A 22,242-nucleotide genomic window follows, 5' to 3' on the forward strand; every position below is an offset into this window, starting at 1 on the left:
GGAGTCGGCGGGCGCGGTTGACGAGACGGCGGCCCGGTCGTCGCCGAGTGCTGCATGTGGACCGCTATGCGGCCGCGGTGGCGGTCCGGATGCAGCACTCGGTCGGGCTCAGCGCTCCTTCTCGATCCACGCGCCCGGCGCGTCGAACACCGGCTGCAGCGCCGCGCGCGCCGCGCCGTGCAGCGCGGGGTCCGCGAGACCGTCGGCCCGCTCGATCGCGACGGGGCCGGCCTCGGCGGCCAGGGCGTGGCGGTCCACGGTCTCCTGCACCACCAGGGTGATCTCCTCCGCGATCGGTGCGAGATAGCCCGACAGCACCACCGTGGACAGGTCCAGCACGTTCAGGGCGTTGGCGATCGCGAGGCCGAGCGAGCGGCCGATCACCCCGATCACCTCGGTGCGGCTCGAGCTGCGCGCGAGCTCCTCGACGAGGTCCTCGATCCGCACCTCGTCGGAGAGGCCGGCCTGGCGCACCAGTGAGAGGTAGGAGATGTAGGCCTCGAGGCAGCCGCGCCGCCCGCAGCGGCACTGTCGTCCGTCGGGCGCGACGACCGTGTGCCCGAACTCGCCGGCCCAGCCGTGCGCGCCCTCGAGGATCGCGCCGTCCAGCACCACCGCGCCGCCGACGCCGGTCGAGCCGCGCACGTAGAGGAACGACTCGCCGGGGCGGCGGTCGATCTCAGTGAGCACCGAGAGGCGGTTGTCGTTCTGGGCGCCGACGGGCCAGGCCGCGGGCGCCAGCAGCTCCTGCAGTCGGGAGATCACGGGGACATCCGCCCAGTCCAGGCCCGGGGCGGAGAGGATCCGGCCGTCCTCGGGGGAGAGACGGCCCGGGATCGCGGCGGTCACGCCGACCACCGGCAGCTCCGGCGCCTCCTCCCGCACCTCGTGGACCAGCTGGGCCGCGAGCGCGAGGGCGTCCTCGGCCGTGCCCTCGGCGATGCGGTGGTAGGTGGTGCGGCGCGCGAGCTCGGCGCCGGTGAGGTCGATGCCGAGGGAGGAGATGTGGTCAGCGGCGATCTCGAGCCCGATCGCGAGCAGGGTCCCGGAGGCGGGTCGCAGCGGCACCATCGGCCGCCCGGCGCCCGCCGCGACCGGCTCGCCCTCGGCCACCAGGCCCGCGCCGATCAGCTCCTCGACGAGCTTGGAGACGGTGGGTTTGGTGAGCTGCGTGAACGTCGCGAGGCCCGCGCGGGAGGTGGGGGAGGGGGCGGTCTGCAGGGCGCGCAGCACGGCGGAGAGGTTGTGCTCGCGCAGGTGGGTGGACTGCATCGGGTCCGTCCTCTCGTGCTCGTCCGTGCTCGTCGTCGTCGGCGTTCGGGGTTCGTCGGCTCCCCGGGTTGTGCGGGACAGCCTCCCATGCGTAGATTAGTAACGGAAACTTACTAAGGGAAGGGGTGCGCCCCCGCCATGGCGGACCGCCGCCGTGCGCAGCACCCCCGACGACGCCGTCGACCACCACCGAGGAGCACCCCATGACCGCACCCACCCCCACCCGTGACGACAAGTTCTCCTTCGGCCTGTGGACCACGGGCTGGCAGGCGCAGGACCAGTTCGGCTCCGCCACCCGCCCGCCGCTCGAGCTCACCGCCCACATCCGCAGGCTCGCCGATCTCGGCGCCTGGGGCTTCACCTTCCACGACAACGACGTGATCCCCTTCGACGCCACCCCCGAAGAGCGCTCGCGGATCATCGACCAGCTCAAGAAAGTCACCGAGGAGACCGGCCTGGTGATCGAGATGGTCACCACCGACACCTTCGCCCACCCCGTCTTCAAGGACGGCGCCTTCACCTCCAACGACCGCTCCGTGCGCCGCTTCGGCCTGCGCAAGGTGCTCGCCAACGTGGACCTCGCCGCCGAGCTCGGCGCCACCACCTTCGTGATGTGGGGCGGCCGTGAGGGCTCCGAGTACGACGGCTCCAAGGACCTGCTCGCCGCCCACCAGCGCTACGCCGAGGGCGTCGACACCGTGGCCGGCTACATCAAGTCCAAGGGCTACGACCTGCGCATCGGCCTCGAGCCCAAGCCCAACGAGCCCCGCGGCAACATCTTCCTGCCCACCGTCGGCCACGCGCTGGCCTTCATCGAGCAGCTCGAGCACGGCGACATCGTCGGCATCAACCCCGAGACCGGCCACGAACAGATGGCGACCCTGAACTACACCCACGGCCTCGCCCAGGCGCTGTGGAGCGACAAGCTCTTCCACATCGACCTCAACGGCCAGCACGGCCCGATGTACGACCAGGACCTCGTGTTCGGCCACGGTGACCTGATCAGCGCGTTCTTCACCGTCGACCTGCTCGAGAACGGCTTCCCCTCGAAGCCCGGCGCCTACGAGGGCGCCCGCCACTTCGACTTCAAGCCCTCCCGCACCGAGCACGAGCAGGGCCAGTACGACTCCGCGGCGGCGAACATGGAGATGTACCTGATGCTCAAGGAGCGCGCGATCGCGTTCCGTCAGGACTCCGAGGTGCAGGAGGCCATGGCCTACTCCGGCATCGAGGAGCTCTCCCAGCCCACCCTCGCCGAGGGCGAGACCCTCGCGGACCTGCTCAAGGACCGCTCCACCTTCGAGGACTTCGACGCCGATGCGGCAGGGGAGCGGAACTACGGCTTCGTGCGCCTGCAGCAGCTGGCCATGCAGCACCTCCTCGGCTTCCGCGCCTGAGGATCCAGGCCCGCGGCCCGAGGCTGGTCGGCGGGGGCCTTGCGTCAGGCCCGTGTCTTCCACTGGCGCTCAGCCCGCAGACATCGGCCAAATGCCGGGTGGCTGCGGGCTGAGCGCCACCGGATGCAGAGGCCCGGGCCCGCGCATCGTCCGGCACTGCCCCCGGGCCGCGGCCGGCTTCCCGGGGGCGGCCGGTCGCTCCTCGCCCGTACCCTGGCCTCGTGCGCGGTGCGCGTCCGCGCCCCGCCGGCCGCCTGACAGGCTCGCCCCACCTGCTCTTCCGTCCCGACCCGCTCGCAAAGGACCCCTCATGGCCCCGCTCGTCCTCGGCATCGACTCCTCCACCCAGTCCACGAAGGCGCTGCTCGTCGACGCCGAGACCGGGCAGGTGCTCGAGGAGCGTCGCGCCACCCATCCCGACGGCACCGAGGTCGACCCCCGCGCCTGGCTCCGGGCGGTCGACGAGGCGGCGGGCCCCCTGCTCGAGCGGGCCGACGCGCTCGCCGTCGGTGGCCAGCAGCACGGCATGGTGCTGCTCGACGAGGCGGGCGAGGTGGTGCGGCCTGCGCTGCTGTGGAACGACACCCGCTCCGCCGACGCCGCGACCACGCTGATCGAGGAGATGGGCGGACCGCAGGCGAGCGTCGAGGAGATCGGCAGCCTCATGGTCGCCTCCTTCACCGCGTCCAAGCTGCGCTGGGTGCGCGACGAGGAGCCCGAGAACGCGCAACGTGCTGCGCAGGTGCTGCTCCCGCACGACTTCGTCTCCCTCCACCTCGCCGAGTCCGGCACCGCCCCGTTCACCGATCGCGGCGATGCCTCCGGCACCGGCTACTACTCCACCCGCGAGGAGGCATGGAAGCCCGAGCTCGTCGAGGCCGCGCTCGGGAAGAACCTCGAGCTGCCGCGCCTGCCCTCGGCCCCCAACGAGGTCATGGCCCGCACCGCCTCCGGGGCCGCGATCGCGGCCGGCACCGGCGACAACATGGGCGCCGCGCTCGGCCTGTCGCTGGGCCCCGGCGACGTCTCCGTCTCGATCGGCACCTCCGGCGTGTGCGCGATGGTCAGTGATGCGCGTCCCGGCGATGCCAGCGGCACGGTGACCGGCTTCGCCGACGCGACCGGCCGCTTCCTACCTATGACCACCACCATCAACGCCTCCCGCATCCTCGAGGCCGGCCGCGCCCTGCTCGGCGTCAGCCACGAGGAGATGGCCGAGCTGGCGCTCGCCTCCGAGCCCGGCGCGCGCGGCGTGACCCTGCTGCCCTACTTCGACGGGGAGCGCACCCCGAACCGGCCCCACGCCCGCGCGACCCTGGCTGGCATGAGCAGCTCCACCACCCGCGAGGACGTGGCCCGCGCCTACGTCGAGGCCCTGCTGTGCTCGCTCGCCGACGGCATCACCTCCCTCGAGGAGCGCACCGGCACGGACGCGCGCCGCATCACCCTGATCGGCGGCGGCGCCCGCTCCCGCGCCGTCCAGCAGCTCGCGCCCGCGATCTTCGGCCGCGAGGTCACGATCGCGCCCGACGGGGAGTACGTCGCCCTCGGCGCCGCCCGTCAGGCCGCCTGGGCGCTCGCCGGCACCGACGAGCCGCCGGCCTGGGAGATCAGCGGCTCGCGGATCGTCGCGGCCGACGCGACGCCGCAGGTGCTCGAGGCGTACCGGGAGCTGAAGGAGCACACCGCGGACTGGAGCTGACGGCGCGAAGGCGTTCCCGCGGGAACGCCCCCGAGGCGACGTGGCAGGGTGTCAGACGGCCTCGACGGTGACGAGCCCCTGCACCTGGAAGTTACGTCCGGACGGTCGCGGACGGAAGAGAGCTGGGCCCGCCGATCGGGCTGGGGAGTCCGAGTGCTGCGTCTGGACCGTCACCCGTCTGGTGAGGCGGTCCAGATGCAGCACTCGGTGCGCAGGAGCGGACGAGGGGCGGCCGCGGGGCGGAGGAGGGTGGACGCAGCGGGGCGGGCCCACTGCGGCGCGGCGAGACGGAGACCGCCCCACCGTACGGCCATGGCTACACTCGGTGCTCGACACGGGGTGCCCCACCAGGGGCTGAGAGCACACCCGGAGAACCTGATCGAGTTCATGCTCGCGGAGGGATGTCGTCGATGCGCTGTGCGCTGTCGCCCTGCAGGCCACGGTCCTGCGGGCCAGGGCCGTGCTGGTCGCGGACCGGCACGCCGCCGCCCTGCACGCCGTCATCCGCTCTCCCGGCCCCCGTGTCGCCCCCGCGCAGCGCCGCGCCCCGATGCGGCCCTGCTCCGACCGCGACGCGTCCCTCCCGCTCGGCGGCGGGCGTGCTCGCATGCCCTGAAAGGACCGCACGACCATGACACCCTCCACCCCGACCACCCCCGCCTCCCGTCCCGCTCCCTCGCTCTCCGAGCAGGTCGTGCTCGTCACCGGGGGCGCCCGCGGTCTCGGCCGGGCCCTCACCGAGGCGTTCCTCCGCGAGGGAGCCAGGGTCGTCGTCGACCACCTCACCAGCGAGGCCGCCGCCCGGGAGATCGCCGACGCGCACCCCGGCCGGGCGATCGCCGTGCGCGCCGACGTGCGCGAGCGCGACCAGGTCGAGGCCCTGTTCGCCCGGGCCGAGGCCGAGTTCGGCGACCCCGTCGACACCGTCGTGAACAACGCCCTGGCCGGCTTCTCCTTCGACGGGGACGCCCGCGCGAAGGCGCACGAGATCGGCTACGAGGCCTTCGCGGGACAGTTCTCCGGCGCCGTGCAGGGCGCGCTGCACACCATCCAGTCCGCCCTGCCCGGCTTCGACCGCGCCGGCTCGGGACGCGTCGTCAACATCGGCACCAACCTCCTCCAGCACCCCGTCGTGCCCTACCACGACTACACCGCGGCGAAGGCGGCGCTGCTGGCCCTGACCCGCACCTTCGCCGCCGACCTCGGCCCCCGCGGCATCACGGTGAACATGGTCAGCGGCGGCCTGCTGCGCACCACCGACGCGAGCTCCGCGACCCCGGAGGCGGTGTTCGACGCGATCGCCGCGAGCACCCCGCTGCGCTCGGTGACCACTCCCGCCGAGCTCGCCGACGCCGCGCTCCTCCTCGCCTCGCCCTGGGCGCGGGCGATCACCGGGCAGAACCTCGTCGTCGACGGCGGGCTGGTGATGGACTGATGGCAACCCACGGCCACGCCCATGCCTCCGTGACCGGCGCCGCCCGCCGCCCGGTGCGACTGAACCTGTTCGCCCATGCCTGCGGCCACCACTCCGCGGCCTGGCGTGCGCCCGGCTCCTCGGTGGAGCGCCTCGCGGACATCACGTACTGGGAGGAGCTCGCCCGGATCGCGGAGCGGGGCCGGCTCGATGCGGTCTTCCTCGCCGACGGCCAGTCGATCGGCACGGCCGGCGTCGAGCGCGGCCCCGCCTGGATGCTCGAACCGCTCACCGCGCTCACCGCGATGGCCCGCGCCACGGAACGGGTCGGGCTGGTCACGACGGTCTCCAGCACCTTCTGGGACCCGTTCCACGCCGCCCGGCTGCTGGCGAGCCTGGACCACATCTCGCGCGGCCGGGCCGGGGTCAACGTCGTCACCTCGATGACCGACGAGGAGGCTCGCAACCACTCCATGACCGCCCTGCCGGGCCATGCGCAGCGCTACGCCACGGCGGGGGAGTTCCTCGAGGTGCTCCAGGGGCTGTGGAGCTCCTGGCCGATGGACAGCATCCTCGCCGAACCGGACGGCGCCTACGTCGACCCCGCTCTCCTGCGTCCGCCGCTGCATCGCGGGGAGGCCTTCGCCGTCGACGGGCCCTTGAACGTGCCGACCCCGCCGCAGGGCCGCCCGGTCCTCTTCCAGGCCGGGGCCTCGGAGCCCGGGCGCGCGCTCGCTGCCCGACACGCCGAGGGGATCTACGCCGTGGCCTGGGATCTCGCCTCCGCCCGCACCTATCGCAACGACATCCGCTCCCGCGCTGCGGCGCTCGGACGCGACCCCGACGCCCTCGCCGTCATGCCGGGGCTGGTCCCCTACGTCGCCTCGACCGAGGAGGAGGCTCGACGCCGCAAGGCCGAGCTCGACGCCCTGCTGCCCGTGCAGGACTCGCTGCGCCAGCTCTCCTTCTTCGTCGGCCAGGACACGTCGGACTGGGAGCTCGACGCCCCGGTCCCGCCGCTGCCGCCGCTGGAGGAGTTCCCCGGGCCGAAGGGCCGCTACGCCACGGTGCTGCGCATCCTCGAGACCGCCCGCCCGACCGTCCGCGAGCTGCTGGGGCTCCTCGCCGCAGGCGGCGGCCACGCGACCGTGATCGGCACCCCGGAGCAGGTGGCCGACGAGATTGAGCGCTGGGTCGACGCAGGAGCGGCCGACGGCTTCAACCTCATGCCCCCCACCCTGCCGGGCGGGATCGAGGAGTTCGTCGACCAGGTGGTGCCGGTGCTGCAACGGCGTGGGCGCTTCCGCTGCGAGTACGAGGGGACGACTCTGCGCGACCATCTCGGCCTGCCGCGGCCGCCGCAGGGGATGCCGGTGCCACCGGGAAGCTGACCGGCCCTGGCGGGCGTTGGGCCGGACGGGACCGCTGAGGGAGGGGACGGGGCCTGTTCGCAGCGTCCCCCCTCCCGCGGGAGGGGCGTCGCCCCGAGCGCTCAGAGCGAGCGCTCGGCCTGCTTCGCTTGGACCCGCCCCAGGATGGTGTCGGCGAAGAGCTCCGTCACCTCCGGGGCGAGGTGCAGGTTGTAGGTCGGCTCGAACAGCTCCGCCTCGATCAGCACCCGCCCGTGCTCGGCGGAGTCGACCAGGTCGATCCGTCCGTACAGCGGCGTGCCGAGCCCGGTCACGTCGGCGACCGCCGCGAGCACCCGCTCGGCGAAGGCCTGCTCGTCGGCGGAGGCGCCGACCAGTTGGGGGTTCTCCTGGTACTGGCCGCCGCGCAGTCCGCCTCCGCGGGCGAGCAGCGCGCCCTTCGCGACCGCATGGGTGAAGCGGCCGTCAAGGGTGTAGACCGCCTTCTCCCGGCCCTCGGAGAGCTCGGGGACCTCGGGCTGGACCATCGCGGTCTCGCCGGCGTCGAGGATCTGCCGGGCGAGGGCGAGCGCAGCGGGGTCCTCGCGCGCGAACAGGCCCGTGCGCTGGGAGCCGGCCCCGACGGCGGGCTTCACGACCACATGCGCGGCCTGCGTCGGCGACGCGAGCGCGTCGCGGACCGAGTCGAGCGCGCGGTGGTAGCTCGTCGGGATCACGGGGATGCCCGCGGCCTCGAGCTCGAGGAGATAGTGCTTGTCCATGTTCCAGCGGACCAGCTCCGGCTCGTTGAGCACGTGGGTCTGCGTCCCCGCATGCGCGAGCCACGCCGCGAACTCGGCGGGGTGCTGGGCGTAGTCCCAGGGGCTGCGGAGCACTGCGAGGTCCCAGGATGCCCAGTCGACCGACGCGTCATGCCAGTCCAGCGACGCCGCCTCGACGCCGCGGTCGCGCAGCGCGGCGACCAGCGGGGCGCAGTCGCGGTCGGGATCCGCGGAGGTGAAGGCGCCGGGGGAGGTGGTCACGATGCCGATTCGCGTCATGGTATCGAGGGTAGGACGCACGGTGGGCGGCCCGACGCCGCGTCCGCCGGCGGGGACGACTCATCTGCATCTGTATGCGACTCATGTAGCCCTAGTGTCCCGATCGCTCCGCTGTGAATGTCCGACAATCGGCAATCGCATGTGACCTGCAGAAGTTACTTGCCCGTTATCGACTGCCTGGCAATCCCCTGAGGGTTGTGCGAGTATCTATGCGACTCCACGCGTGATCGAGGGCGGGGGAGCGGCCCGGGAGGGCCCACCCGTCCCCGCCGTCAGGGCGCGCCCCATGCGGCGCTGAGGCGAGGCCTCGCCCGGGCGAGATTCGACGCGATCCGCGACGGGGTCGATCGCCGGTCGGCCCCGCGAGGGGCCCCGTCTGGCCCGATGCGCCCTGCGGCGCGGGGGACCGGCCGCACGTGACCGGTCCACCGCGACGAGAGGAAGTCCATGCCGCCCGCTCCCTCAGGCGAGATCATCCAGCTCGGAATCATCGGGATCGCCCTGCTCCTGCTCCTGTTCTACGGGGGCACGATGTGGATGTCCGTGGCGATCTCCCGCAAACAGGAGAACGCCGACGACTACATGACCGCCGGCAACCGCATCGGCTTCGGCGTCTCCGCCGCCTCCATGACGGCCACCTGGATCTGGGCGTCCTCGATGTACGCCTCGGTGACCGCCGGATACACCTACGGCGTCTCCGGCCCCATCCACTACGGGCTCTGGGGCGCGCTGATGATCCTGTTCATCTACCCCTTCGGCAAGCGGATCCGGAAGGTCGCCCCGCGAGCCCACACCCTCGCCGAGGTGATGTACGCCCGCCACGGCCGCTCCTCGCAGCTGATGCTCGCCGGCTCCAACGTGCTCGGCTCCGTCATCTCGTTGACCTCGAACTTCATCGCCGGCGGCGCGATCATCTCGATGCTCTCCCCGCTCAGCTTCGGGGCGGGCATCCTCATCATCGCCGGCGGCGTGCTGCTGTACACGCTGTGGTCAGGCTTCCGCGCCTCCGTCCTGACCGACTTCACTCAGGTCATGGCGATGCTCGGCGCGGCCGTCGTGATCATCCCGGCGGTGTTCTTCCTCGCCGGCGGGCCCTCGATGTTCGCCGAGGGGGTCGCGGCCGGGAACGTCACCCCGCAGCAGGAGAGCTTCTTCTCGTCCGACGCCTTCATGAACCAGGGCGCCCCCTACATCGCCGCAGTGCTCGCCTACGCGATCGGCAACCAGACCATCGCCCAGCGCCTCTTCGCCGTGCGCGAGGACCTGATCAAGCCCACCTTCGTCACCGCGACCATCGGCTACGGCGCGACCGTGATCGGCGTGGGCATGCTCGGCGTGATGGCGCTGTACCTGGGCGTGGAGCCCATGGGCGGCGACGTGAACAATCTGATGCCGCAGATGGTGGGCACCTACCTGCCCGTCGCCCTGGTCGCGCTCGCCTTCGTGATGATCATCGGCTCGCTGTCCTCCACCGCGGACTCCGACCTCGCGGCGCTGAGCTCGATCGTGATGACCGACGTCTACGGCCAGTCCGTCGGCCGGAAGAACGTCGACCCGAAGCTCATGCTGCTCATCGGTCGGATCACGATGATCGTGGCGACGGGCCTCGCGCTCTACTTCGCCACCGCTCGCTTCAACATCCTGGACCTGCTGGTGTTCGTCGGCGCCCTGTGGGGCTGCCTCGTGTTCCCGGTGATCGCCTCCTTCTACTGGAAGAAGGTCACCAACCGCGCCTTCACCCTCTCCGTGATCGCCGCGCTCGTGGTGTTCCTGCCGGTGCGCTTCGAGCTCCTCCCGCTCGAGGGCGCCTGGGCGCTGGTGGTCGAGCTGCTGGCGATCGTCGGCGTGGGCGTGGTGCTGGGGATCATGGCGTTCGGCTTCTTCGGGCTGCGCGCGGCGATCGTGATCGGCGCGACGGCGACCATCGCGGTGCTGCCCTTCGGGTTCGGATACCTGCGTGACTACGAGACCCTCTCGGGATCGCTCGTCGCCTACGCCGTCTCGTTCCTGGTGTGCTGGGCGCTCAGCGCCCGCTCCTCGCAGGACTTCGACTTCTCGGTGATCCGCAGGGTCACCGGGGACTTCGACGAGGAGACGCCCGCCTCCGACCTCGAGGACCTCGCCGACGACGATCGCGTCGCGGGCCGCGGCCCCGCCCGCTGACCCGTCGGCCGCTCTGACCCGTCGGCTGCTCTGCCCGCCGGACGTGTCGGTCCTGCCGGCCCCGGTGCCGCGGGCGGCCCCGCCTCGACGGGGCCGCCCCGCCCCTCGTCCCTGCCGGCCGTGCGCCGGCCCCGCTCCCCGAAGGAGAGAACCATGACCGCTCTGCTGACCGCCTACGTGCTCATGTGGCCCGTGCTCGTGCTCGGGATCCTCGTCACGATCACCCGCGGCTTCGCCAAGGACGTGCGCGAGGCCCGCAAGGAGGGCCGCCCGATCATCTGAGGCCCGACGGCTCAGTTCCCGACGCCGCTGTTGCGGTAGGCGGCCTTGAGGATCCGCAGCGACCCCATCGCCTCGGCGGGCCCGATCCAGAACGGCCCCTCGGAGTCCAGTCCCGCGTAGAAGTCGCGGATCAGCTCCTCGTGGGAGACGCCCCAGTAGGAGCGGCCTCCCGCGGTCGCGACCCGGTCGGAGAAGCTGTCCACCCGGCCGTCCTTCCAGCGCACGGTGAGACCGCCGACGCTGCCGGAGCGGACCTCGAGATAGGCGCTCTCCGTCTCGACCTCGATCTCGACCGGCCGCGCGACCGGCGCGGTGAGCGTCGCGTAGAAGGTGGTGGTGATGCCGGAGGCGTGGTGGAGGACGAGGTCGGCGGTGTCCTCGGTCTCGACGACGCCCGCGAACTTCTTCTGCGAGACCAGGCCCTCGCTCCGCTCGAACGGGCCCAGCAGCCACTGCACGAGGTCGAGGGTGTGGATCGCCTGGTTGATCAGCAGCCCGCCGCCCGCGGTCTCCCAGCGGCCGCGCCACGGCTTGGCCGCGTAGTACTCCGCCGTGCGCGACCAGACCACCGACGCATAGGCGCCCCGGACCGCGCCGAGGTCCCCGCTCGCCAGCAGCCGGTGCAGCTCCTGGCTGCCGCGGTTGTAGCGGTTCTGGAAGCAGATCGCGACCTTCGGCGCGCCCGCGCCGCCGTCGGCCCGCGGGGCGGAGACTGCGGCCAGCGCCTCGACCAGTCGCTCGCCCTCGGCGAGCGTGTGCGCGAGCGGCTTCTCCTGGAGCACGTGCACGCCCCGCTCGAGCGCGGCGAGGGAGGGGCCGACGTGCTGGTCGTGCGGCGTGGTGACGTGCACGGCGTCGGGGCCGAGGGCGTCGATCAGCTCCTCGGCGCTCGCGAAGGTCGGCAGTCCGGTGTCCGCGGCGGCGCGCTCCCGCGCGGCGGGGTCGACGTCCGCGATGCCGACGAGCTCGAGCCCGTCGGTCGCCTCGATCGCCCCGATATGGACGACGGAGACGTCCCCGTAGCCGATCAGACCGATGCGACGCTGCGCCATGAGCCGTGCCTCCTCGCCGCTCCGCTGCGGCACCTGGGTGGACAGAATGAATCCCGGCCATTCTCCCCGGTGAGGTGACGGAGCGGTATCCGTTGCCATGCGATGCCCGCCCTGCGCCGCCCCATCACTCGCCGATGCTCGCCGGGGTCGTGCTCGGGGTGTCCGGGGTCGTGCTGCTCCTGGCCGTGGTGCATGTGCTGCGGGCGTTCGGGATCGTCGGCGGGATCTGCTGAGCGGGGCGCGCCGACGCGGGAGGGCGCCGCGGGCTCGACTCAGGGCACGATCCACCCGGCCGCGCGGAACAGCTCGTACCACTCGGCGCGGGTCAGCGGCACCTCGGAGCCGGCGGCGGAGTCCGCGACACGCTGCGGGGTGGTGGTGCCGAGCACGACCTGCATCTGCGCGGGGTGGCGGGTGATCCAGGCGGTGGCGATGCCCTCGGGGGTCTCGTCGTACTTCGCCGCCAGCCGGTCGATGACGGCGTTCAGCTCGGCATGCTCCGGGTGGCCGAGGAAGACGCCGTCGAAGAAGCCCGCCTGGAACGGGGACCAGGCCTGGATCGTGATGTCGTGCAGGCGGCAGAAGTCGAGGATCCCGCCGCCGTCGCGGACGGTCGACTGGTCGCTGCCCTGCATGTTCGAGGCCACGCCCTGCGCGACGATCGTCGAGTGCGTGATCGACAGCTGCAGCTGGTTGGCGACGATCGGCTGGTCCAGGTGCTTCTGCAGCAGCTCGATCTGGCGCGGGGTGTGGTTGGAGACGCCGAAGTGGCGCACCTTGCCGCTCGCGTGCAGCTCGTCGAAGGCGCGCGCGACCTCCTCCGGCTCGACCAGGGCGTCGGGGCGGTGCAGCAGCAGGATGTCGATGCGGTCGGTGCGCAGCGCGCGCAGCGAGCCCTCGACCGACTCGACCAGGTGCTCGTAGCTGTAGTCGAAGTACGGACCCTCGGGCACGATCCCGGCCTTGGTCTGGATCGTGACCTGGTCGCGCTCCGACGGGGTCAGTGCGAGCGCCTCGGCGAAGCGCTCCTCGCAGCGGTGCTTCTGTCCGCCGTAGATGTCGGCGTGGTCGAGGAAGTCGATGCCGGCGTCGCGGGCCGTGCGGACCAGGGTGCGGATCTCCTCGTCGGACTTCTCGGCGATCCGCATCAGGCCGAGCACCACGTTCGGCGCGGTGATGTCGGTGTGGGGGAGGGTGAACTGCTTCATGGCATGACCTCGTCGGCATCGGGGGCGGAGCGCCGGCTCCCGGCGCAGGACGCCCGTGCGGCGCCGCCGCACAGAAGCCTACGCGCCCCCGCCGCGCGGCCTCTGCCTCCCCGGCCTCTGCCTCCCCGGCCTCTGCCTCCGGTCCTGCCCAATTCCCGTCACCCTGCCCCCGCCGCCCGCAAACTTCTGCGCTTTCTGCGTGACCTCAATGCCCTATGGCGGTTGAGGTCACGCAGAGAGCGCATTTGTGTGCGGCAGGACTCGCACGTCGGCTGCGGCGGGGCCTGCGCGGCAGTGCGAGGGGAGGGTCAGCGGACGGCGGGGGAGAGCTCCCGCTGCAGGAAGAGCGCCGCCGCGCCGAGCGCGCCGACCCCGTCGCCGAGCTGAGCACGAGAGCGTGGACACCTTCGCCGCCGAGATCGCGGACTTCGTCACCTGCCTCGAGACGGGCCGCCGCCCGCTGAACACCGAGGACGAGGGCATCGCCGTGCTCGGCATCATCCTCGCCGCCTACGAGAGCTCCCGCACCGGGTCCGCCGCGGAGGTGCTCTCCGTCTGAGCCGTGCTCTCCGCCCGAGCCGCTGCGGCTGGGCATGATTCCGCGTCCTCTCCGTGACCTCGCCCGCCATAGGGCGCCGAGGTCACGGAGAGGGCGCGGAAGTCTGCGCACGGGCCTCGGCGGGCGCGTGCCCGGTGAGCATCGCGCGACCTCCCGGTGAGCGGCTGGTGACGGGCGACCGTCCGTCCCGGCCCGACGCCGCGCCCGTCGGTTACAGTCGGACTCGCACGTCAGGCACCGATCGGCCTGTCGCCCCGGCAGGTCAGGACGCCCGGCGCACGCATGCGACGACCCGCACTCGACGACGAGGGAGACCCCCGATGACCACGCCTGCCTCCACACCCACCGCCCCCGATCGCAACCTCGCCCTCGAGCTCGTGCGCGTCACCGAGGCCGCCGCCATCGCCGGCGGCCGCTGGGTGGGCGCGGGCGACAAGAACCGGGCCGACGGCGCCGCCGTCGACGCCATGCGCTCCTTCATGGACACCGTCCGGATGAACGGCACGGTCGTGATCGGCGAGGGCGAGAAGGACGAGGCGCCGATGCTGTTCAACGGGGAGCAGGTCGGCGACGGCACCGGTCCGGACGTCGACGTCGCGGTCGACCCGATCGACGGCACCCGCCTCACCGCGATGGGGTACGACAACGCCCTCGCCGTCTTCGCGGTCGCCGAGAAGGGCAGCATGTACGACCCCTCGGCCGTGTTCTACATGGAGAAGATGGTGGTGGGGCCCGAGGCGGCGGAGTACGTGGACCTGCGCCTGCCGATCGAGCAGAACATCAAGCTCGTCGCCAAGGCGCTGGACAAGCCCGTCAACCAGGTCACCGTGTGCGTGCTCGAGCGGCCCCGCCACGAGCCGCTGGTGCAGGAGATCCGTGCGGCCGGGGCGCGCGTCAAGTTCATCATGGACGGCGACGTGGCCGGCGCGATCGCCGCCGCCCGCGGTGCCGGGGTGGACATGCTGCTGGGCACCGGCGGCACCCCCGAGGGCATCATCGCCGCCTGCGCGGTGAAGGCCACCGGCGGCATGATCCAGGGCCGCCTCGCCCCGACCGACGACGCGGAGCGGCAGAGGGCGATCGACGCCGGCCACGACCTGGACCGCGTGCTGACCACGGACGACCTGGTCACCTCGGACAACTGCTACTTCGCGGCGACCGGCATCACCGACGGCGACCTGCTGCGCGGCGTGCGCTACCGCCACGACCGCATCGTCACCGAGTCGATCGTCATGCGCTCCACCTCCGGGACGGTCCGCCTGGTCGAGGCCGAGCACCGCGCCGACAAGTGGGACCGCTGGCTCTCCGAGTGAGCCGGCCGGGCCGACGGGCGACGCGCCGGGGCGCGCTTCCCGTCGGTCACTGTTCGTGCAGTTCATGCGCCTGCGCGGAGTACACCTGCAAGTCGCCCGACCAACTGGTGTCACTGTGACCAGAACCCCGCCTATCGTGGATGCATGTCCTCCTCGCCCCCGAGCAGCGCCCCCGAGATCCACGTCGCGGTCGACCTGATCGTCCTGACGCTCCGTGACGGCGCGCTGAGCGTGCTGCTGATCCAGCGCGACGACGAGCCGCACAAGGGGGCGTGGGCGCTCCCGGGCGGCTTCATCGAGTACGGCGAGGACCTCGACGGCGCCGCCTACCGGGTGCTCTCCGACGAGGCGTCGCTGGGCAGCGGCGCCGTGCACCTCGAGCAGGTGCGCACGTTCGGCACTCCGGGTCGTGACCCGCGCGGGCACGTCGTCTCCGTCGCGTTCATGGCCCTCGGCGCGGACCTGCCCGACCCCCGCCGCGGCGAGGACGTGGCCGACGCGCGCTGGTGGTCGATCGCCGACCTCGACGGCATCTCCCTCGCCTTCGACCACGCCACCGTGCTCGAGGCCTCGATCGAGCGGGCGCGCAGCAAGCTCGAGTACACGACCCTGGCGGTGACCTTCTTGCCCGAGGAGTTCACGATCTCGCAGCTGCGCGGGGTGTACGAGAGCGTCTGGGGCCGTTCGCTGGACGCCGGGAACTTCCACCGCAAGGCCACCCGCTCCGAAGGCTTCCTGATGGAGCTGGACCGCCACGCGGCGCCGACGGGCGGACGCCCGGCCCGGCTGTACCGGGCGGGCTTCGGCACCTCGCTCGTCCCGCCGCTGCTGCGCGCCGGGGACTGACCCGGACCGGCGCTGCGACCGGCAGCCTCCCGTGGCCTCGACGGGCCGAAGGTGGTGCGAGCAGGCCATGTATGCACCTCGCCCCATCATCGGCCCGTGGGCGACACCGACGGCAGGGCGGCGTCCGGCCGACGGGACCTGAGTCCCCCGGGAGGGGACCTCGAGGAGCCTACTGTCTATTCATCGCCTCCCCTCGGCAACGGGGGTCGAGGCGGAAGGACCCCGGGTCGGCAGGGGAGAGCGGACTCGGCACGAGGGCGGTGGGCAGTGCTCACCGCCCTCGGTCCTGCCCGGGGCCACCCAGCACCTGCCCGTGGGCCCGCCGCCTCATGGGCCCGTGCTCCGTGGGCCCGCAGCTATGGTGTGGAGCACGCACAAACAGTTAAGGCTTGAAGTGTATATCGAGCCGGCGCATGCTGGTACCAACGCCCGCCGCACGAAAGGCAGCATCATGACGGCCTCATCCCTGACCTCCACCTCCGCCTCCGCCCGGACCGTCGGCGAGCAGCACCTCTCCGCCGACCTCGCCATGGACGCCGTCACCCTGCGCGTCGGCGACCTCGAGCTGATGAGCTCCTACTACGAGAACGCCCTCGCACTGCAGCCGATCGAGGAGCGCACCCGCGTGGGCGGCGAGGTCCACCGCGTGCTCGGCCGCGGTGACGTCCCCTTCTTCCGCCTCGTCGCGACCCCGGGGCTGCCCGGCGTCGACCCGAGCCAGGCCGGCCTGTTCCACACCGCGATCCTCTTCGAGGACCAGGCGTCCCTCGCCGGCACCGTGCTCCGCGCCGCGCAGGACCCCCGCTCCCGCTTCGCCGGCACCGGCGACCACCTCGTCTCCGAGGCCTTCTACTTCACCGACCCCGAGGGCAACGGCATCGAGCTGTACTGGGACCGCCCCCGCGACCAGTGGCAGTGGACGAACGGCCAGGTCGCGATGGACACCCTGTTCATCGACCCGAACAAGTACCTCGCCGAGCACCTGACCGACGAGGCCAGTGCCACCCCGGGCATGCGCCCCGGCATCGTCGGCCACGTCCACCTGCAGGTCGGCGACGTGGACACCGCCCGCCGCTTCTACGTCGACACCCTCGGCTTCGAGACCACCGTCGGCTCCCACCCGGGCGCGCTGTTCGCCGCGGCCGGCGGCTACCACCACCACGTCGCGATGAACAGCTGGAACAGCCGCGGCGCCGGCCCCCGCGCGACCGCCCTGGGTCTCGCCGACGTGGCGATCACCCTCCCCGGACGCGAGGACCTCGACGCGCTGACCGCCCGCCTCGGCCGCGCGGGCCTCTCCTTCGCCGACACCGGCCGCTCCGTCCGGGTCGAGGACCCGTGGGGCACGCCCGTCACCCTGAGCCTCCCGGGCACCGGGACCGAGGAGCTGCTCGCCCGCTGAGCACCCGCGGACGCGGAGCCGCCGCACACAGAACGGGACCGACCTCTCCGGAGGTCGGTCCCGTTCTGTCTGGAGGTTGTTCGGGGCGCGTCAGTCGCAGTTGCCGTCGGCGTCGCAGGCCTGTCCGCCCGCGAAGGATCCGCCCAGCAGCGAGGAGAGGGAGGTCAGCTGCTGCGGCGCGGCCTCGACCGGCTCGGTCCCCTCGGATCGGACGGTGCCGGCCTGTGCGGCGTCGGGCTGTGCGGGGTGGGCGCTGCTCGCGGGGCGGCGGGCTGCCTCGGCGGCGGCGGCGTCGTCGTGCGTGCGGTCGATGTCGCTCATGCCTGCTCCGCCTCGCCGCGCTCGACCCGCGCTTCCTCGGCGATCTGCCGCAGCGCCTGGCGGAAGGCGTCCGTCGGGAGCGCTCCGGGCGCCGTGTACTTGTCGTTGAACAGGAAGAACGGCACGCCGCGCGCGCCCATCGAGGCCGCCTCGCGCACCTCCGCCTCGACCGCCTCGTCGTGCGCACCGCCCTCGAGCGCCTCGCGCGCGACCTGCTCCTCGAGACCGGCGGCGACCGCGCGAGAGAGGACCACGTCGGCCTCGAAGGGGTTCAGCGCGCCGGTGAAGTAGCCGCGCTGCAGGTCGAGGAAGAACGCGGTCGCGGCGTCGGTCCCGTGCGCCGCGCCGATCGCCTGCATCACGCGGTGCACGCCGCGGGTGTTCGCCATCGGCCGCTCGGTGGAGTACTCGCGACCGATCTCCTCGGCCATGGCCTTGATCTGCGCCTCCGTCTCGCGCACCTGCTCGGCCGGCATGCCCTTGGCGCGCACCAGGTGCTCGATGTTGTCCTGCGAGCCGCCGACGGGAGAGGTGGGGTCGAGCTCGAAGGAGTGGGCGCGCACGTGCACCTGCCCGGTCAGCCCCTCGGCCTCGATCGCGTCCTGGAGGCGGGACTCGCCGATGTAGCACCACGGGCAGACCACGTCGGTCCACACGTCGACCGTGATCAGCGGGGCGGCGTCGGTCGGGGCGTCCTGGGACGTGGTCATCGGATCCTCCGGGTGGGGCGGGTGCGGTCGGGGCGCGAGGAGCGCCGGCCGACGAGGTGGTGAAGATGCTTCCTTGAAAACTGTACTGGTGGGTTGCGGGGGCGGCCAGGGGAGCGCGACGATTTTCGCTCGCGGCACAGGCACAGGCACAGGCACAGGCACAGGCGCAGGCGCTGGCGCAGGTGCGGGGGACGGGGGAGGCGCGTGCGCGGAGCAGAGGCGGGCGGAGGTGCAGGCGCGGGAGCGGGTCCAGCACCGGCAGCCGGCGTCGCGATGCCGTGATGCCACACTGGAGGACGCTCCGCCGCCGCGCGGAGCGACGGAGACGAGCAGGAGACGAGCCGATGACCGCGCACGCCACCCCCGAGCAGCCAGGCCCCGAGCTGGCCGACGCGTCGGATCCGCACGACCCCGCGGCCGGGACGGTCTCGGAGAGGCCCTCGCCGCCCGTGTGGCCCGCGGCCGAGGCGCACGACGTCTGGTCCGAGCAGGGCGCCGACGGCGGCGCGGGCGCGCAGGACTGGCTGCAGGGTCCCGTGGAGCCGCGACCCGAACCGCCCACCGACGAGCTGCCCGTCGCCGAGCCCGCCCCGGAGAGCTCCGCCCCGGCCGCACCCCTCGCGGCGGCGCCCGACGCGGCGACGGGCCAGATCGACACCCCGACCGCCCCCGACGTCGAACCTGACCGCGACCCCGAGTCCGGCGAGCACTGGCACGTGGTCGACCAGCCGCTCGGCTCCGACACGCAGAACGCAGACCCACAGGTCGCAGCACCGCAGTCCGGCGCCGCGCAGGCCGGCACCGTCCCGTACGGCATGCCGCCCGTCGCCGGCGCCCCGTCGAGGCGGCCCGCCGAGGACCACGCGCTGCCCGCCGACGCCCGCCGCGACACCGCAGGAGCGGACCCGCGGGACGCCAGGACCTCGGAGAACGGCGGCGCCGTCGCGCAGCGGATGCCGCATCGTCCCCCGCACCGCCCCTCGCAGCCCGGGGCGACCGCAGCCCACCACGACGAGGCACCCGCTGCCCCTTCCCGCCCGGCCGACCTCGCCCCCGCGCCGCCCGCCCGCCCCGGCGGCACCCTCTCCGCCACCCTCGAGCTGCTCGCCCCGCACCTGCGCCCCCAGCGACCCGCGCTGGCCACGGGCGGGATCACCCTGGTCCTCGGCACGATCGCGCTGGCCCTGGCACCCCTCGCCCTGCGCGGCGGCCTCGATGCGGCCGGCGGCGCCGGCGCCGGCCCGTCGGCCGCCCTCCCCGCCGCGATCGGCCTCGCCGTGGCCGCACTGATCGGGGTGGGGCTGCGCGCGCTCGCGTCCACATCCCTGGACGGTGCCAGCTCCCGCGCCGCGACCGGGCTGCGCTCCCGCCTGCTGCACCACCTCCATCGCCTCAGCCCTGGCCGGGACATCGAGGACCTCGAGGGCGCCGCGACCCCGCTGCTCGAGGACGTGGCGAGCCTGCGCGACCTCGTCGGCCGTGTCGGACCGCGCCTCCTCGGCGCCGTGATCGCACTGGTCACGCTGCTGATCACAGTGCTCGTGATCGCCCCGTCCCTGGCTCCCGTGCCGATCCTGGCCGCGGTCCTCGCCGCCGTGGTCAGCATCCTGACCGGACGCGGCGGGGAACGCCGCGAGACCGCCGCCAGGACGGACGCCGCCGCCCTCGCGGACACCGCCCAGGAGCTCCTCGCCGCGACCCGCACCGTGCAGTCCTACGGCCTCGAGGACCGCGCCGCCTCCACCCTCGCCGAGGTCGGGGCCCGTGCCGCCCGCTCCCGCTCCGCCGCCCGCCGCGGCCGGGTGCTGGGCCTGGCCGCGCACTCCCTCGTCGGCGCGGCGGGTGCGGTCGCCGTGCTCCTGCTCGCCGGGGCGCAGCCCGGGGGACCGAGCGCCGGCGACCTCGTCGTCGTGCTCGCCGCGACCCTCGCCGCGGTCCCCCTGGCCGGCGCGATCGTCCGCTTCCGCGTCGAGATCGCCTCCGCCGTCGCCGCCGCGTCCGGGCTCTCCGACCTCCTCTCCCGCACCGCCGCGATCGGCGAGCCGCCCCGCACCCTCGGCGTCGGCCGCCTGCGCGGCGAGGTCGTGTTCTCCGCGATCACCGCGCACTCGGAGCGCGGCCCCCGCTTCGACGGCATGTCCGTCGTCATCCCCGCCGGTCAGCGTGTGGCACTCATGGACCGCAGCGGCGCCGAGGCCTCCGCCCTGCTGTCCTACCTGCTGCGCTTCGACCAGCCCGAGACCGGGCGGGTGCTGCTGGACCGCTACGACACCCGCTCCCTGTCGCTGGCGGACCTGCGCGGCGCCCTCGCCGTCGTCCAGCGCGAGCCGGCGCTGTTCTCCGAGACCGTGCGCGAGAACATCCGCGCCGGCCGGCCCGAGGCGGACGACCTCGAGGTGGCCGAGGCCGCACGCCGCAGCGGCGCCGACGCCCTCCACTCCGAGCTCCCGAACGGGTACGAGACCCTGTTGGTGCGCCGCGGCGCCGCGCTCACCGACGGGCGCCGGCGACGCATCGCCATCGCCCGCGCCCTGCTGCGCGATGCGCCGGTGGTGCTGCTGGACCGCGCCGACGCCGAGCTCGCCCCGCGCGAGCGCGCCGAGGTGCTCGCCGCGCTCGATGCGCTGGTGGAGGGCCGCACCGCGCTGATCCACAGCCGCGACCCCGAGACCGTGCTCGGCGCCGACCGGGTGCTGTGGTTCGAGGACGGGCGCCTCGTCGAGGACGGCCACCCCGATCGTCTCGCCGACGACCCCGACAGCCGCCTGGCGACCTGGCTGCTGGAGGCCGACGACCCCGAGGCCTGACCCGCGCCCCGCCGGGCACCTGTTCCTCTCCTGCCCTCCATGCCCGCGACACCTCGATGGCACCTGCGGCTGTCACGGTGACAGGGACCCGTCCGGGACCGGCTGTGGCCGCCAGTGGGAGGGAAGCGCAATGATCGTGTCCGTCATCGGTGTGGGATATCTGGGAGCGGTGCACGCCGCCGCGATGGCCGAGCCCGGCCACGACGTGATCGGCCTGGACGTGGACTCAGGCCGCGTCGCGGCCATGCAGACGGGCCGCGCCCCCTTCCACGAGCCCGGCTTCGAGGAGATCCTCCGCCGCGGCCTGGCCGCCGCACGCCTCTGCTTCACCACCGACGACGCCGAGATCGCCCACGCCGACGTGCACTTCCTGGGCCTCGGCACCCCGCAGCGGGCCGACGGATTCGGCGCCGACCTGCGCTCTCTCGAGGCCGCCGTCCCCTCCCTCACCGCGGTGCTGCCCGCCCGCGGCGGCGCGCCGACCCTGGTCGTCGGCAAGTCCACCGTCCCTGTCGTCGGACCCGAGGGGAATGGACGGGTGCTGGCGCAGGGCGTACCTCTATGCCGATATAGGCATAGAGGTACGCCCTGCGCCATGACCTGACCACGCCCACCGCCACACCCCGTGAGGCGTCACGTTCAGGAGGCGAGAGGGCGGCGGTGCTCCCGTCGGCGGAGGATCGTGAGCAGCAGCTCGGAGGTCCGCTCCCAGTCGAGGAAGACTTGTTCCCAGGTCAGCCTGGTCACGGTGTAGCGGCGGGCCTGCAGCAGCAGATCCCGTGCCCGGTCCAGGTGGTACTGCCGGGGGTTGTCGTGGAACTGGACGCTGTCGCACTCGATGATCCAGTTCTGGCCGAGCTTCAGATCCACTCGTCCCACGCCCGGAACGACGACCTGAGGCGTGACCGGTACGTGCAGCGACTCGAGCCACCAGCGCACGGCCGTCTCGGTCCCGGACTCGGCGAGCGCGGAGATACGGGCCAGCTGCCTCCGTCGGGAGGAGGCGAGACCGGAGACGATCCGCTGCGCCACATCCCAGGTCAGCAGCTCCTTGTTCAGCGCCGATTCGAAAAGGATCGCCGCGTCTCGAACGGGGAGGCACCGGCCGGCATGCTCGAGCGCCAGCTCGAGGTCGGCGACCGGATCGCGATCGGGCCAGCTTCTCATCTCACTGCCGTGCACGACGAGCGACGGCGACCGGCCGAACTCCGGAAGGGCGCGAGGACGGTAGACGTGCTCGCCGGCGTGGAGAGGGATCCACAGGCCGTGGTGCCGGGCAGCGCTGACGCAGGTCGGCCGCACTCCCTGCCCCAGAAGTGCGACGAGGTCGGCCGGCGCCGTGCTCCGGACGTACCAGGAGTCCACCCTCTGCATGAGACCGTGT

19 protein-coding genes and 1 riboswitch are annotated in these 22,242 nt (G+C 73.1%); of the genes, 12 read left to right on the top strand and 7 right to left on the bottom strand.

What is annotated here, in order from left to right; translation table 11 throughout:
• Positions 1-108: 108 nt before the first annotated feature.
• Positions 109-1,272, bottom strand: coding sequence for an ROK family transcriptional regulator (locus L3K22_RS02170; RefSeq protein WP_263309952.1), 1,164 nt, complete (start codon positions 1,270-1,272; stop codon positions 109-111).
• A gap of 203 nt (positions 1,273-1,475) precedes the next feature.
• On the opposite strand from L3K22_RS02170, the gene xylA reads away from it, so the two are divergent.
• The 4 genes from xylA (at position 1,476) to L3K22_RS02190 (ending at position 7,176) form a co-directional block, all read left to right on the top strand.
• A complete protein-coding gene (gene xylA / locus L3K22_RS02175; protein WP_263309953.1) occupies positions 1,476-2,669 on the top strand; it encodes a xylose isomerase in 1,194 nt (397 codons plus the stop codon).
• Positions 2,670-2,979: 310 nt separating this feature from the next.
• Positions 2,980-4,371: a xylulokinase gene (xylB, locus tag L3K22_RS02180; RefSeq protein WP_263309954.1), complete on the top strand. Its 1,392-nt coding sequence runs from the start codon at positions 2,980-2,982 to the stop codon at positions 4,369-4,371.
• A 325-nt stretch (positions 4,372-4,696) separates the two neighbouring features.
• Positions 4,697-4,790: riboswitch (TPP riboswitch) on the top strand.
• Between the two features lie 212 nt (positions 4,791-5,002).
• Positions 5,003-5,806: a 3-oxoacyl-ACP reductase gene (locus L3K22_RS02185; protein ID WP_263309955.1), complete on the top strand. Its 804-nt coding sequence runs from the start codon at positions 5,003-5,005 to the stop codon at positions 5,804-5,806.
• Positions 5,806-7,176 (top strand): LLM class flavin-dependent oxidoreductase, encoded by a 1,371-nt coding sequence (locus L3K22_RS02190; protein WP_263309956.1) that lies wholly within the window; start codon positions 5,806-5,808, stop codon positions 7,174-7,176. The genes L3K22_RS02185 and L3K22_RS02190 overlap by 1 nt, the downstream gene beginning before the upstream one ends.
• A 101-nt stretch (positions 7,177-7,277) precedes the next feature.
• Here the strand turns inward: L3K22_RS02190 and L3K22_RS02195 are convergent, their stop codons facing one another.
• On the bottom strand, positions 7,278-8,195 hold the full coding sequence (locus L3K22_RS02195; protein WP_263309957.1) for an ATP-grasp domain-containing protein: 918 nt from the start codon (positions 8,193-8,195) through the stop codon (positions 7,278-7,280).
• Between the two features lie 447 nt (positions 8,196-8,642).
• Here L3K22_RS02195 and L3K22_RS02200 point away from each other — a divergent pair, with 447 nt between their 5' ends.
• Together L3K22_RS02200 and L3K22_RS02205 are read left to right on the top strand one after the other, a co-directional pair.
• Positions 8,643-10,358, top strand: coding sequence for a sodium:solute symporter family protein (locus tag L3K22_RS02200; RefSeq protein WP_263309958.1), 1,716 nt, complete (start codon positions 8,643-8,645; stop codon positions 10,356-10,358).
• Positions 10,359-10,511: 153 nt separating this feature from the next.
• Complete coding sequence (locus L3K22_RS02205) at positions 10,512-10,640, top strand: putative transporter small subunit (RefSeq protein WP_263309959.1); 129 nt, start codon at positions 10,512-10,514, stop codon at positions 10,638-10,640.
• An 11-nt stretch (positions 10,641-10,651) separates the two neighbouring features.
• Here the strand turns inward: L3K22_RS02205 and L3K22_RS02210 are convergent, their stop codons facing one another.
• On the bottom strand, positions 10,652-11,692 hold the full coding sequence (locus L3K22_RS02210; protein ID WP_263309960.1) for a Gfo/Idh/MocA family protein: 1,041 nt from the start codon (positions 11,690-11,692) through the stop codon (positions 10,652-10,654).
• Between the two features lie 272 nt (positions 11,693-11,964).
• Positions 11,965-12,900 (bottom strand): aldo/keto reductase, encoded by a 936-nt coding sequence (locus L3K22_RS02215; RefSeq protein WP_263309961.1) that lies wholly within the window; start codon positions 12,898-12,900, stop codon positions 11,965-11,967.
• Between the two features lie 397 nt (positions 12,901-13,297).
• Here L3K22_RS02215 and L3K22_RS02220 point away from each other — a divergent pair, with 397 nt between their 5' ends.
• The 4 genes from L3K22_RS02220 (at position 13,298) to L3K22_RS02235 (ending at position 17,020) form a co-directional block, all read left to right on the top strand.
• Positions 13,298-13,459, top strand: a complete 162-nt coding sequence (locus L3K22_RS02220) for a hypothetical protein (RefSeq protein WP_263309962.1) — start codon at positions 13,298-13,300, stop codon at positions 13,457-13,459.
• A gap of 320 nt (positions 13,460-13,779) precedes the next feature.
• A complete protein-coding gene (gene glpX / locus L3K22_RS02225) occupies positions 13,780-14,772 on the top strand; it encodes a class II fructose-bisphosphatase (RefSeq protein WP_263309963.1) in 993 nt (330 codons plus the stop codon).
• 144 nt (positions 14,773-14,916) lie between these two features.
• Positions 14,917-15,618, top strand: a complete 702-nt coding sequence (locus L3K22_RS02230) for an NUDIX hydrolase (RefSeq protein ID WP_263309964.1) — start codon at positions 14,917-14,919, stop codon at positions 15,616-15,618.
• A 451-nt stretch (positions 15,619-16,069) separates the two neighbouring features.
• Entirely contained in the window at positions 16,070-17,020 is a 951-nt protein-coding gene (locus L3K22_RS02235) for a VOC family protein (RefSeq protein WP_263309965.1), read from the top strand.
• Positions 17,021-17,110: 90 nt separating this feature from the next.
• On the opposite strand, the gene L3K22_RS02240 is transcribed toward L3K22_RS02235, so the two are convergent.
• A complete protein-coding gene (locus L3K22_RS02240; RefSeq protein WP_263309966.1) occupies positions 17,111-17,341 on the bottom strand; it encodes a hypothetical protein in 231 nt (76 codons plus the stop codon).
• Positions 17,338-18,051, bottom strand: a complete 714-nt coding sequence (locus L3K22_RS02245) for a DsbA family oxidoreductase (RefSeq protein ID WP_263309967.1) — start codon at positions 18,049-18,051, stop codon at positions 17,338-17,340. The genes L3K22_RS02240 and L3K22_RS02245 overlap by 4 nt, the downstream gene beginning before the upstream one ends.
• Positions 18,052-18,395: 344 nt before the next feature.
• On the opposite strand from L3K22_RS02245, the gene L3K22_RS02250 reads away from it, so the two are divergent.
• On the top strand, positions 18,396-20,858 hold the full coding sequence (locus tag L3K22_RS02250) for an ATP-binding cassette domain-containing protein (protein WP_263309968.1): 2,463 nt from the start codon (positions 18,396-18,398) through the stop codon (positions 20,856-20,858).
• A 130-nt stretch (positions 20,859-20,988) separates the two neighbouring features.
• Positions 20,989-21,462 (top strand): hypothetical protein, encoded by a 474-nt coding sequence (locus tag L3K22_RS02255; protein ID WP_263309969.1) that lies wholly within the window; start codon positions 20,989-20,991, stop codon positions 21,460-21,462.
• Positions 21,463-21,497: 35 nt separating this feature from the next.
• Here L3K22_RS02255 and L3K22_RS02260 read toward each other — a convergent pair whose 3' ends face one another.
• Complete coding sequence (locus L3K22_RS02260) at positions 21,498-22,025, bottom strand: putative endonuclease domain-containing protein (RefSeq protein WP_263309970.1); 528 nt, start codon at positions 22,023-22,025, stop codon at positions 21,498-21,500.
• Positions 22,026-22,242: the final 217 nt, after the last annotated feature.

The organism is Brachybacterium atlanticum (assembly GCF_025669985.1).
GTDB lineage: Bacteria > Actinomycetota > Actinomycetes > Actinomycetales > Dermabacteraceae > Brachybacterium > Brachybacterium conglomeratum.